The following is a 12,220-nucleotide window of genomic DNA, read 5'->3' on the forward strand; positions in this document are numbered from 1 at the left end:
GAACTCGCGATGCCCTTGCGGCGCCCCAAGTTTCGGTTCACCCGGCGCGCCGGCAAAATCCTACTGGGCCTTGTGGCGGTCGCGCTGATCCTCTGCGGCATTGCCGCCTGGCAAGTGCCGAAGGTCTTGCACAACGTGCTGACCACCGACGTCGCCAAGATGATCGGCCGCGATGTTTCCGTGGGCAAGATCAGCTTCAACCCCTTCACGCTGACGGTGCGCGCCCGCGACCTTGCCGTGGCGCAACCCGGGTCGCAGACCCCGCTGCTGACCTTGGCCGAACTGGATGCCAGCGCCGCCTGGAGCTCCCTGTTCTGGTTCGCGCCCGTCGTCGACCGCTTGACGCTGCGCGAGCCCAGCATTGCCATCGTGCGTGAAGACGTCACGCGCTTCAATTTTTCTGACATCCAGCAACGCGTCGCGGACATGGCGGCGGCCAAGCCTGAAGAACCGCCCGAACCCGACGCCGGCCTGCCGCGTTTTTCGCTGAACAACATGGTCATCGAAGGCGGGTCCATCACGCTGGATGACAAGGTCACCGGACGCAAGCAGGTAGTGGATGAACTGGGCCTGGGCGTGCCGTTCATTTCCAACTTCGGCTACGCCACCGACATCGACGTGCAGCCTCGGCTGCACCTGCGCATCAACGGCAGCCCGTTCGACCTGACCGGCGTGGCGCGCCCGTTCGACAAGGTGCCGTCGTCTACCCTGCGCGTGGCCTTCAATGGCTTGCAGCTTGAAAAGTGGGCGGACGTCTGGCCGATGCCGCTGCCCTTCAAGCTGGAAAGCGCGCTGCTGGATTCCAACCTGCAAGTGGTGTTTGAACAGCCCAAGGACGCCGCGCCCAAGATTCGCGTGGTGGGCGATCTGGGGCTGCGCCGGTTTGACCTGCGCGACACCAACGGCGACCCCCTGGCTGCCTGGAGCGCGCTGACCGTCACCCGCCTGGAACTGGAACCCATCGCGCGCCAGGCTTATGTAGGCGAGATCGGCCTGTGGGCGCCGCAGGTCCATGTGCGGCGCTACGCCAATGAACACCTGAACTGGCAGGACGTCGTTGTCAAACTGAAGGCGCTGGCGGGCGTGGCGCCCACCGAGACGCCAGTAGCCGACAAGCTGCGCCGCGACATGGGGCTGAAGGACAAGCCGAAACCCGACGCTGCCGAACCCGCTCCTGATGCCACGCCAGCCACGCCGTCGCCCGCAGCTTCGGCGCCGGCCACCCCGGGTGTTGCCCCCCCAGGTACTGCCACCCCCGCGCCTGCCCCCACCCCGGACTCGTCGGACTGGAAAGTCACGCTGGACGCCTTCAACCTGCACGAAGGCGAGCTCACCCTGACCGACGCGATCAGCAAGCTGGACTACGTCGTGACCGGCGTGGGCGCCACCGTTGAAGGCGTGACCATCCCCGAGGTCAAGGACCAGCCGGTCAACCTGTGGCTGAACGTGGATAACAGCACCGACGGCGGCTGGATCCGCGCCAAGGGGCCGCTGGAGCTGAAACCGCTGTCGCTGGAACTGGCCGTGCGGATGGGCAACGTTGCCCTGGCGCCCTTGGCCCCGGCTGTGCGCAACGCGGCGCCGATCTTGCTGCTGGATGGCCGTCTAGGTGCATCCGCCCAGATCCATGTCAGCGAAAAGGCCGGCGCCATCGACGCCTACGCCACGGGTGTCCAGGCCGACCTGACCCAGTTCAAGGCGCGCGACGAGGCACAGAAGCCCGCGCTGGACATCGCCCTGCAATCGTTGCGCCTGACGGCGGACCGACTGGCCATGGGCCCCGGGAAAAGCAATTTCACCTTGGCGGCCGCGGGCATCCAGGGCGACGGCGCGCTGAACCTGAAGGGCTCGTTCACGCCGCAGCCGCTGACGCTGTCATCCTCCGTGGACCTCTCTGACCTGAACGTGGCGCCGTTCGCGCCCTATGCGGCCGGCAGCCTGAACGCCACCGTGCGCGCCATCACGCTGGCGGCCAAGGGCGACGTGGCCTTTGCCGCCGCCACCGGCAACGCGCCCATGCGGGTCAACTGGAAGGGCGGCGTCGACATAACCGGCGTCGACCTGCAAGACCGCGTCAACAAGGACGACTTCCTGAACTGGAAGCGCCTGGCGTTTGCCGGCATGGATGTGTCCGTGGCGGGCGACAAGGTCGCTGCCAAGCTCGGTGACATTGCGCTGGAAGACTTCTATGGCCGCATCCTGCTGAACGCGCAGGGCCGCTTGAACGTGATGGACCTGGTTGCCGCGCCCGGGCAGGCCGGCGGTTCCATCACGCAAGATACGCAAACGCCGGGCCGGCAAGCGCCCGCCGCGCCGGTTTCCTCGAATAAAGACGCCAAGAGCGATGCCGGCGCCGCCATGCCCGATATCTCCGTCAACAGCGTCACGCTGTCGCGCGGCCGCATGACGTTCACCGACCGCTTCGTCAAACCGAACTACGTGGCGGAACTGTCGGCCATCGAGGGCGCGATCTCGGCGGTGTCGTCCACCAACCCGCAGCCCGCCAACGTGAAGGTGACGGGGCGGGTGTACACCACGGCGCCGCTGTCCATCAGCGGCATCGTGCAGCCATTCGCCAAGTATTTGACGCTGGACCTGAAGGCGTCGGCCAAGGGCGTGGACCTGCCGCGCTTCAACACCTATTCGGCCAAGTACGTGGGCTACCCGATCAAGCGCGGCAAGCTGTCGGTGGACCTGGAATACAAGATCAAGAACCGCGCCTTGCAGGCGTCCAACCACGTGGTGCTGAACCAACTGACCTTCGGCGACAAAACCAACAGCCCCGACGCGACCAAGCTGCCGGTGCTGTTGGCGGTGGCGCTGCTGAAGGACTCGCGCGGCAATATCGACATCAACCTGCCCGTGTCCGGCTCGCTGGACGATCCGGAATTCTCGGTGGGCGGCATCGTGGTGCGCGTGTTGCTGAACCTGGTGGTCAAGGCGGTGACCTCGCCGTTCAGCCTGTTGGCCTCGGCCTTCGGGGGCGGTGAAGAACTGTCGTATGTGGAATTCGCGCCGGGCAGCGCGGTGCTGACGGAAGATTCCATCCAGCGCATCGACACGCTGACCAAGGCCTTGACCGAGCGCCCCGCGCTGAAGATGGACATCAGCGGCCGCGCCGATCCCAAGACCGACATGGAAGGCCTGCGCCAAGCGTGGGTGGACGCGCAGATCCGTGCCGCCAAGGCCGCGGACACGGCCCCGCGTGGCAAAAAGCCGAACCCGGCCGGGGTGCAGGTGTCGGCCGCCGAGCGCGCCAAATACCTGGAAGACGTCTACGACGACACGGACATCAAGGACAAGCCGCGCAATTTCGTCGGCATGGCCAAGTCCGTGCCGGCCGAGCAGATGGAATCCATGCTGCGCGGCGTGGCGCCGGTGGGCGACGAGCAATTGCGCCAATTGGCCGATGCCCGCGCACAGGCAGTTTATGAGAAGTTGCAAGCCCAGGAAGGACTCGCGGATCGTGTCTTCATCGTTGCGCCGCAGTTGGACGCGGACGGCATCAAGGACGAGGGGCAACCCTCGCGCGTGGACTTCTCCCTGAAGTGAACCCGCTAGGCCGACGACGCGCGCCGCGTGCCGCGTCTTGGACCAGCTTTTTTGCCAGGAGATTCTTCATGAACGATCAGGACGCGCACTTCGACAGCCTGTTGCCGCCCTTGCGGCTGGACCGTCGGGGCTTCATCGCCACGACGGTCGCGGCGGGCTTTTCGCTGGCCGCGGGGCCGGCCGTGGCGCAGACCGCCATCGCCACCGACACGAAGGGGCTGACGGCCGGCAAGGTCGACATCCCCACCAAAGACGGCAAGATGCCGGCCTATCGCGCGGCACCGGAAGGCAAGAAGAACCTGCCCACCGTGCTGGTCGTGTCCGAGATTTTCGGCGTGCATGAATACATCCAGGACGTGTGCCGGCGCCTGGCGCACCTGGGCTACATGGCCATTGCGCCGGAACTCTACGCGCGCCAGGGCGACCCATCCAAATACACCGAAATCCCGAAGCTGCTGGCCGAGGTCGTGAGCAAAGTGCCCGACCTTCAGGTGCAGAACGACCTGGACGCCACCGCGACGTGGGCGGCGGCCAATGGCGGCAACCCCGACAAGCTGGGCATCGTGGGCTTTTGCTGGGGCGGCCGCCAGGTCTGGCTGTATGCGGCCCACAACCCCAAGTTGAAAGCCGGTGCGGCGTTCTACGGCCAACTGGCCGGCGAACCCACCGACCTCAAGCCCAAGTCGGCCTTGAGCCTGGTTAACGACCTGAAAGCGCCGGTGCTGGGCGCGTATGGCGGCAAGGACGCGGGCATTCCGCTGACGGACGTCGACCGCATGCGCGTCGAACTGGCGAAAGGCTCGGCGGCGGCGAAGGCCTCACGGATCGATGTGTACCCCGAAGCGCCGCATGCGTTCCATGCGGATTACCGTCCGTCGTACCGCAGGCCGGAGGCCGAGCAGGCCTGGACCCGGATGCTGGATTGGTTCAAGCAGAACGGACTGGCGGCGTAGACGGAGTCGGGTTTGGACATCGGGCAGAACGGGCTGACGGCGTGGACGGAGTCTTCACCGGACATCAGGCAGAAGGGCGGGCGAGGGCCAGGGAACCTATCAGGTCACTGCCGGGCACCTACTTGGCTTTTTCCCCCGGCAGGCCGTCGCTGACTTCCGCCAAGGCCTTTTTCATGCGCTCGTAACTGATGGCGCGCTCGTGCTGGAAGCTGCCCAGCACGCCCTGGCACCCGTCCACACCCGAGCGCTTCATGTCGTCCATCATCGTCTTGCCCTCGGCCAGGCCCTTCTGGAACGAGGCCTCGTAGGACGCCATCGAGAAGCCATATTCCTTGGCGAACTGCGTCAGGTTTTTCTGCGCCGTCGCCCGGTGTTGGGCCAGGTCGGGTTCCGACGCGCCGCAGGCGCGCGCGGCACCGTTGGACGCCCCGGCGGCAATGACGAAGGAATCGTACTGGGTCTGTTCGCTTGCATCCGGCGCGGCCCAGGCCGGCGCGGCGGCCTGGGCCAGGACCCAGGCCAGGCCAGTCAAGATCTTGTGCATCGGTAAGTCTCCGATAGATGCCCGCGGGCGGCTTTCGGCCCGGGCGGGCGTGGGTCACGCCTGCATTATGGCAAGCAGCCGTTTCCAGGCGATGTAGCCGGGGTATGGAGTCGTTTCAGACTGTGCGTGATTTTTTCGCGCCGGTCTGGCGCAGCGGGCAGGGCGCGCACGCACTATGATGTCGGGTGTGAGGCGATCCCGCCTCAATGCATTACCCCACTTTTCCCTGGAGATTCCCCATGACGATCAACGTCGGCGACCGCGTGCCTGAAGGCACCCTGACCGAATTCATCGAAACCGAAACCGCCGGCTGCTCGCTGGGCCCCAACGCGTTCCAGGTTTCCGACCTGACCCGCGGCAAGACCATCGCGCTGTTCGCCTTGCCGGGCGCCTTCACCCCCACCTGCTCGGCCAAGCATCTGCCGGGCTATGTGGAACAAGCCGCCGCCTTGAAGGCCAAGGGCGTGGATGAAATCTGGTGCGTGGCCGTCAACGACGCTTTCGTCATGGGCGCCTGGGGCCGCGAGCAAAAGACCGAAGGCAAGGTCCGCATGCTGGCCGACGGCTCGGCGCTGTGGACCAAGGAACTGGGTCTGGAACTGGACCTGATCGCGCGCGGCATGGGCGTGCGTTCGCAACGCTATTCGGCCTTGATCGTCGACGGCGTGGTCAAGCAACTGAACGTGGAAGGCCCTGGCAAGTTCGAAGTCAGCGATGCCGCCACGCTGCTGTCGCAAATCTGACCTAACGTAGTTCCTGTTTTACCGCTCAACACGGCAGGCTGCCTTTGCAGCCTGCCGCGCTAATGCCAGCAGCGGTTGCCAACGCCATGCTCGCCACCCTCTCCTCATTCTCGTCCCTATACTTCGCGACCTTGCTGATGCTGATCGGCACGGGTCTGTTCAACACCTACATGGGCCTGCGCCTGACCGCGCAGTCCGTCAGCGAAGTGTGGATCGGCGCCTTGATCGCCGGCTACTACCTTGGCCTGGTGTGTGGCGCCCGACTGGGGCACAAGCTCATCATCCGCGTGGGCCACATCCGCGCGTTCGTCGCGTGCGCGGCCATCGCCACCAGCATGATCCTGGCCCAGACGCTGGTCGATTCCATGCCGCTGTGGTTGGTGTTCCGGCTGATTTCCGGCGTGGTGATGGTGACCGAATTCATGGTCATCGAAAGCTGGCTCAACGAACAAACTGAAAACCACCAGCGCGGCCGGGTGTTCTCGGTTTACATGGTGGTGTCCGGCCTGGGCACGGTGCTGGGGCAATTGGCGCTGACCGCCTATGCCACGCTGGACTTGCGGCCGTTGACGCTGGTGGCCATGTGCCTGGTGCTGTGCCTGGTGCCCATTGCCGTGACCGCGCGTTCGCACCCGCCCACGCCGCTGCCCGCGCCGCTGGACATCCGCTTTTTCATGCGCCGCGTGCCGCTGTCGATGACGGTGCTGTTCGTGGCGGGCAACCTGTCCGGTGCTTTTTATGGCCTGGCCGCCGTCTATGGCGCCAAGTACGGCCTGACGACCTCGCAAGCCGCCATCTTCGTGGCTGCCGCCGTCACGGCTGGCTTGCTGTCGCAATGGCCGATGGGCTGGCTGTCCGACCGCATCAACCGCGCGGGCCTGATCCGTTTCAACGCCTTGCTGCTGGTGCTGCTGCCCACGGTGATGTGGGGCTGGCTGACCTTGCCGTATTGGGCGCTGGTGGCCTTGTCCTGCGTGTTCGGCGTGCTGCAATTCACGCTGTACCCGCTGGGTGCGGCATTCGCCAACGACCACGTGGAGTCCGAGCGCCGCGTCAGCCTGTCGGCCGTGTTGCTGATGACCTACGGCGTGGGCGCCTGTATCGGCCCCATGGTCGCGGGCCTGCTGATGTCGCTTGCCGGCCCCAGCATGTATTACGTGTTCATTTCGGCTTGCGCGCTGATCCTGGTGTGGCAGGTGCGCCCGACGCGCGTCACCGGCGCGCACCAGGTCGACGAGGCGCCGACGCATTTCGTACCCATGCCCGACACCCTGCAAAGCTCGCCCGCGGCGGCAGTGCTGGATCCGCGCGTGGATCCGGAAAACGATATTTCGATGGAAATGGTGCAGCCCGATCCGGCGGCGGCAACGGTGGCAGCGGGTTCGGCTACGTCGGAGCCGGCGGAATCGGCGGAGTCATCGGAAACATCGGAATCATCGGAGCAGCCCGAGCAGTCGCAGCCTTCGGAGCCGCCACCCGTCGCTGCGCCGCTCACTCAAGAATGGCCGGCCGATGCAGCGGCAGCGCCGGCAGCCGACGCTGCGGCAGCCGACGCTGCGGCAGCCGATGGCACCGCGACCGACGCAGCCGCCTCTTCAACCAGCTCAACCAGCGACGCGGACGATGCTGCCGAGCGCGAGCGCCGCACCGGCACATAAAACCGGCCCGGCGCGGGCTACCAAGGCGCCATCAGCACGATGGCGGCCAGCGCCAACGCGATGCCCAAGCCGTTGACCCGCGTCAGCGGCTCGCGAAACACCAAGGCCCCGACCAGCGTGCCCAGGGTGATGACGCCCATGTTCATCGACGCGAAGACCAGCGCCGGGTGCTCGGGCAGCGATTGGTGGGCGCGGATGTAGGTCAGGATATTGCCGAAGTTGAAAGCGCCCAGCGCCACGCCAGCCAACAGGTGGCGGCGTTGCCAACGCACCCGGCGCGCCAGCAGATAGGCCAGCATCAGCCCTCCCGCCAACACCAACGCCAGCAGCAGCCCCGAGGCAAACGCGGTGCCGGCGCGCGCCACCTGCTTGAACAGGATATCGATCACCCCATAGCCCGCCCAGACCACCAGCGGCCATAGCCAGATGCCTCGGCCCGGCGCTGTTCCGGTGCCTGTGCCTGTGCCTGTTCCGGTGCCTGTTCCGGTGCCTGTGCCTGTGCCGGTGCCTGTACCGGCGCCTGTGCCTGTGCCGGTGCCGGCCGACGGACGGCGCAGCAGGCAGGCCAATGCGCCGAACGCCAGCAGGATGGCCACCAGCTTGCGGCCGCTGACCGGTTCGCCAAACAGCAGAAACGCCGCCAGCAAGGGAATGAACAGCGACAGGCGCTGCGCGGCGTCGCTGCGCACGATACCGGCGTGGCGCACCGCCGCCGCCATCGCCAGGAAAACGCTGGGCAGCAGCACGCCCAAGGCCGCCAGCACGGTCCACGGCGTGTGCGGCGCCAGCAGCGCGGCGGGGTCGGGCTTCAAGACGGCCCAGCAGAGCAGGGCGGCCACCGCGTAGTTCATGGTGATGGCCTGGCGCACGTCCACGTCATAGCGGCGCGCCAGCTTGAGCAGCACGGCCACGGTGACGCTGCACGTCACGCTGGCCAGCAGGTACAGGATGCCCGGCGTCAACGGCATGTCGGGGTCTGCTGCTGCTGCGCTCCGGCGGGCGCGGGGTGGTCGCCTGCTTCCACATGCATGCCCAGGCGTTGCAGCAGGCGTTGGTCGGCCTGCATTTGCGGGTTGGCGGTGGTCAGCAGTGCGTCGCCGTAGAACATCGAGTTGGCGCCCGCCATGAAGCACAAAGCCTGCAACGCGTCGTCCATGGCTTCGCGGCCCGCGGACAGGCGCACCGCCGCGCGCGGCATGGTGATGCGCGCCACGGCAATGGTGCGTACGAATTCAAAGGGGTCCAGCGCCTCGACGTCGGCCAGCGGCGTGCCTTCGACGTGCACCAGGTTGTTGATCGGCACCGACTCGGGGTAGGGATCCATGTTGGCTAGTTGGGCGATCAGCCCTGCGCGCTCTTGCCTCGATTCGCCCATGCCGACAATGCCGCCACAGCACACATTGATACCGGCGTCGCGCACGCGGTCCAGCGTATCCAGCCGGTCTTGATACGTGCGGGTGGAAATGATCTTGCCGTAGAACTCCGGCGATGTGTCCAGGTTGTGGTTGTAGTAGTCCAGCCCGGCGTCCTTCAGTTGCTCGGCCTGGCCGTCTTTCAACATGCCCAGCGTGACGCAGGTTTCCAGGCCCAGCGCCTTGACCGCGCTGACCATCTGCGCCACGGCTTCCAGGTGATGCGGCTTGGGGCTGCGCCAGGCCGCACCCATGCAAAAACGCTGCGCACCGCCCGCCTGCGCTGCCCGGGCGGCGGCCACTACGTCGTCCAGCGGCATCAGCTTGTCCGCATCCAGCCCGGTGTCGTAATGCGAGGACTGCGGGCAATAGGCGCAGTCTTCGGGACAACCACCCGTCTTGATCGACAAGAGGCTGGACAACTGCACGGCGTTCGGGTCGAAGTAGGCGCGGTGCACCTGTTGCGCGCGGTGTACCAGGTCCATGAACGGCAGCGCGTAAAGCGCCAGGATGTCGGCGGTGCGCCAGGCCGGGGCGGGCAAGTGCTTGGACGTCGTCGGGACGGGAATGGTGGCGATATGCAAGGCGGGCTCCTGTCGGTCTTACGGAAACGCGGGAAATCGCGCCGCTTGCCGAAGCAGGCAAGGGCGGATCGGCGGATCGTAAGAACCTGCGCAGGGTTTACGCAACGTGTGCCTGCAACCCGAAAATGAAGGGGACTTGCAGGGCTAATTGCCGCGGATGCGGGATTTAATGGCGCGGCGTGATCTAACTCGTTGGCATCTTCGCCGATGCCGGAACCCTGGATATTTTGATTCTAATTGTAAATCCGAGGGGTCCGACCTCGCCTTGATCAGTCCTTTGCGGGCTTGTCGCGCACCCGGGCGGTCTCATGGCCCGTAATACCGCGATCCCGCGCCCACACGATGGCCGCGCTGCGCCGATGCACGCCGATCTTGCTGTAGATCGTGGCCACATGGTTGCGCACGGTATTGCGCGACAGCTTCAGGGCCTTGGCGATGGCGTCGTCATCGTGGCCTTGGCAAAGCAGGCCCAGCACTTCCCGTTCGCGGGTAGTGAGTTGCGCCAGTTCCGCAACGTCGCGGGAGGCGGGCGCGGGCTGGCGCAGTTGCGCGAGCTTTTCGATGATGCCGCGGCTGAACCAGGACGTGTCCTGCATCACCGCTTCAATCGCGGCCAGCAATTCAATTTCAGAGCGCTTGCGCTCGGTGATGTCCTGCATGACGATCAGCAACCGGCGCTGGCCGCCGATCATCACCGGCTCGGCCGACACCAGGCAGTCCAGCCTGCCACCGTCCGGGGTGGCCAGCGTGGCCTCGCGGTTGCGCGCGCTTTCGCCGCGCTTCAGGCTTGCGGCCATGCCTTCATAGGGTTGCAGGCCGATGTCGGTCAGGGCCTCGCCCGTGCTGGTTTCCAACGAGGCGCCCGTGACCGCCGCAAAGGCATCGTTGAAGTCCAGCACGCGCAGCGAATCGCCTTCGCACACGGCCATGGGCACGGGGGCCAGCTTAAATGCCTTCGAGAAGCGCTCTTCGCTTTCGCGCAGCGCCGTCTCTGTTCGCTTGCGCGCTTCCAGGTCAATAAAGGTGAACAGCATGCAGGGCTCGTCGTGCATGTCGATGGGCTGGCCGGCGACCATCACGAACTTCGTCTCACCGTTTGCCAGCTTCACCACGCCTTCGCGCTGCGGAATGGTCTTGCCTTCGTTCAGATTGGCCACCGCCTCTTCTTTGTTTTCGCCGCCGTCCAGTACGTCGAGTTCGTAGGCCGACTTGCCCAGCACGGTCTCGCGCGTGTAGCCCGTCATTTCCAGGAAGCCCTGGTTCACTTTCACGTAGCGCAGGTCGGATAGCCGGCAGATCAAGGCGGGCGCGGGGTTTGCGCCAAACGCGCGTTCGAAGCGTTCTTCGGCGTTGATCTGGTCGGTTTGGTCGTGCAGGATCAGCACGCGGTAGTCGGCGTCCTTGTCGCCTTCCAGCTTGAGCCCGCGCGCACGCAGGTTGCGCAGGAATTCGTCGTCGTCCTTGCGCCCCAGGTCCAGCAGCAGGTCGTCAAACGTTTCGCCGGCCGCCAGCAGGTCCAGCGGGTACTGGCGCGCGGGCACGCGATGGTGGTTGCGGTAGGTCAGCGTATAGCGTTTGCGATAGCCGGCGGGGGTGCCGCCCAGCGCCTCAAGAGTGTCCACGCCGTGTAATTCAAGTGCGCTGGTATTGGCCCAGGCGATCGAGCCATCGGGTTCAAGCAGAATGATGCCTTCATTCAAACCCGCAATGATGGCTTGCAGGTGCTGGCGATGCGCGTGGGGCGCGGCGGCGTTTGCGGTCACGTAGGCCTCTTCGGTTCGCGTGGCGTTAGCCCACAGGATGCAGGCGCGCGGCGATGCTGTCCAGAGAGCAAAACGGACGAGTCTTAGCGGGGGGGTAAAGCCGGGGGGATAGCGCTTGGGGATAGCGCTTGGGGATAGGGTTTTGATTGAGCGCCGAGATATCGCGCCGAAGAAGCGGAGGGGTATACGCGCGCAGAAAAGCAAAAAGCTCCGGAATCCGGAGCTTCAATGGCGTACTGCTGTGGTGTGCTGCAATGCGGACAAGCACAAAGTGCTTGGCGGAGCGGACGGGGCTCGAACCCGCGACCCCCGGCGTGACAGGCCGGTATTCTAACCAACTGAACTACCGCTCCGCAGCGGTTTACTGAACTTCATCACTACACTGCGGTGTCAAGGCAGCTTGGAACTACATGCCAGAAAAGCTGGCGTCCCCTAGGGGATTCGAACCCCTGTACTCACCGTGAAAGGGTGATGTCCTAGGCCTCTAGACGAAGGGGACCTGAACTAACAGAACTGCAAACAACTTTACTACGGTACTGCGGTACTGCGATTTTGCCTAATGGTGGAGGTAAGCGGGATCGAACCGCTGACCTCTTGCATGCCATGCAAGCGCTCTCCCAGCTGAGCTATACCCCCACAGGGCGCCTTGGTGTTCCGAACTGCAAACAACAAGGTCTCACACTCTATAAAAGCAAAAAGCCCCGAAGACGGAGCTCTTGAAAGACTCAGAGCGAGAGAGCTTTTGGCGGAGCGGACGGGGCTCGAACCCGCGACCCCCGGCGTGACAGGCCGGTATTCTAACCAACTGAACTACCGCTCCGCAGCGGCTTACTCAACTACTTTGTCACTTCAACTGCACTTATCTACTTCTGTACTGCTGCCAGTAAACTGGCGTCCCCTAGGGGATTCGAACCCCTGTACTCACCGTGAAAGGGTGATGTCCTAGGCCTCTAGACGAAGGGGACTTGGACTTGCTGTACTGCATTACTGGTACTGCATTCTTCGCTGTTG

8 protein-coding genes and 5 tRNA genes are annotated in these 12,220 nt (G+C 65.1%); 4 read left to right on the forward strand and 9 right to left on the reverse strand.

Features of this window, described 5'->3' with window-relative positions; translation table 11 throughout:
• Positions 1-9: 9 nt before the first annotated feature.
• Both CVS48_RS12875 and CVS48_RS12880 read left to right on the forward strand, forming a co-directional pair.
• Positions 10-3,552, forward strand: coding sequence for a DUF748 domain-containing protein (locus CVS48_RS12875; RefSeq protein ID WP_100854797.1), 3,543 nt, complete (start codon positions 10-12; stop codon positions 3,550-3,552).
• A 68-nt stretch (positions 3,553-3,620) separates the two neighbouring features.
• Entirely contained in the window at positions 3,621-4,505 is an 885-nt protein-coding gene (locus CVS48_RS12880) for a dienelactone hydrolase family protein (RefSeq protein WP_100854798.1), read from the forward strand.
• A gap of 118 nt (positions 4,506-4,623) precedes the next feature.
• Here the strand turns inward: CVS48_RS12880 and CVS48_RS12885 are convergent, their stop codons facing one another.
• A complete protein-coding gene (locus tag CVS48_RS12885) occupies positions 4,624-5,049 on the reverse strand; it encodes a hypothetical protein (RefSeq protein ID WP_100854799.1) in 426 nt (141 codons plus the stop codon).
• Positions 5,050-5,288: 239 nt separating this feature from the next.
• Here CVS48_RS12885 and CVS48_RS12890 point away from each other — a divergent pair, with 239 nt between their 5' ends.
• Positions 5,289-5,792 carry a peroxiredoxin gene (locus CVS48_RS12890; protein WP_100854800.1) on the forward strand — a complete coding sequence of 168 codons (504 nt, stop codon included), beginning with the start codon at positions 5,289-5,291 and terminating at the stop codon, positions 5,790-5,792.
• A gap of 86 nt (positions 5,793-5,878) precedes the next feature.
• Positions 5,879-7,450 (forward strand): MFS transporter, encoded by a 1,572-nt coding sequence (locus CVS48_RS12895; protein WP_100854801.1) that lies wholly within the window; start codon positions 5,879-5,881, stop codon positions 7,448-7,450.
• Positions 7,451-7,467: 17 nt separating this feature from the next.
• On the opposite strand, the gene CVS48_RS29205 is transcribed toward CVS48_RS12895, so the two are convergent.
• From CVS48_RS29205 to CVS48_RS12935, 8 genes are all read right to left on the reverse strand, one after another.
• A complete protein-coding gene (locus CVS48_RS29205) occupies positions 7,468-8,412 on the reverse strand; it encodes an EamA family transporter (RefSeq protein WP_167401107.1) in 945 nt (314 codons plus the stop codon).
• Positions 8,409-9,446, reverse strand: coding sequence for a biotin synthase BioB (gene bioB / locus CVS48_RS12905; RefSeq protein ID WP_100854802.1), 1,038 nt, complete (start codon positions 9,444-9,446; stop codon positions 8,409-8,411). The genes CVS48_RS29205 and bioB overlap by 4 nt, the downstream gene beginning before the upstream one ends.
• Before the next feature lie 269 nt (positions 9,447-9,715).
• The gene (locus CVS48_RS12910; RefSeq protein WP_100854803.1) at positions 9,716-11,209 is read right to left on the reverse strand and encodes a helix-turn-helix transcriptional regulator; all 1,494 of its coding nucleotides are present in this window, start codon (positions 11,207-11,209) and stop codon (positions 9,716-9,718) included.
• A gap of 276 nt (positions 11,210-11,485) precedes the next feature.
• A tRNA-Asp gene (locus tag CVS48_RS12915) sits at positions 11,486-11,562 on the reverse strand.
• 70 nt (positions 11,563-11,632) lie between these two features.
• Positions 11,633-11,708, reverse strand: a tRNA-Glu gene (locus tag CVS48_RS12920).
• 61 nt (positions 11,709-11,769) lie between these two features.
• Positions 11,770-11,845 (reverse strand) — tRNA-Ala (locus CVS48_RS12925).
• Positions 11,846-11,952: 107 nt separating this feature from the next.
• Positions 11,953-12,029: transfer RNA gene (locus CVS48_RS12930), tRNA-Asp, on the reverse strand.
• A gap of 69 nt (positions 12,030-12,098) precedes the next feature.
• Positions 12,099-12,174, reverse strand: a tRNA-Glu gene (locus CVS48_RS12935).
• Positions 12,175-12,220 lie beyond the last annotated feature (46 nt).

Origin of the sequence: Achromobacter spanius, from assembly GCF_002812705.1 — a bacterium.
Classification (GTDB): Bacteria; Pseudomonadota; Gammaproteobacteria; order Burkholderiales; family Burkholderiaceae_B; genus Achromobacter; species Achromobacter spanius.

Excerpts from the sequence above, each read along its gene's own strand:
- CVS48_RS12885 (WP_100854799.1), bottom strand. The coding sequence starts at position 5,049 with ATGCACAAGATCTTGACTGGCCTGGCCTGGGTCCTGGCCCAGGCCGCC.
- CVS48_RS12875 (WP_100854797.1), top strand. The coding sequence starts at position 10 with ATGCCCTTGCGGCGCCCCAAGTTTCGGTTCACCCGGCGCGCCGGCAAA.
- CVS48_RS12890 (WP_100854800.1), top strand. The coding sequence starts at position 5,289 with ATGACGATCAACGTCGGCGACCGCGTGCCTGAAGGCACCCTGACCGAA.
- CVS48_RS12895 (WP_100854801.1), top strand. The coding sequence starts at position 5,879 with ATGCTCGCCACCCTCTCCTCATTCTCGTCCCTATACTTCGCGACCTTG.
- CVS48_RS12880 (WP_100854798.1), top strand. The coding sequence starts at position 3,621 with ATGAACGATCAGGACGCGCACTTCGACAGCCTGTTGCCGCCCTTGCGG.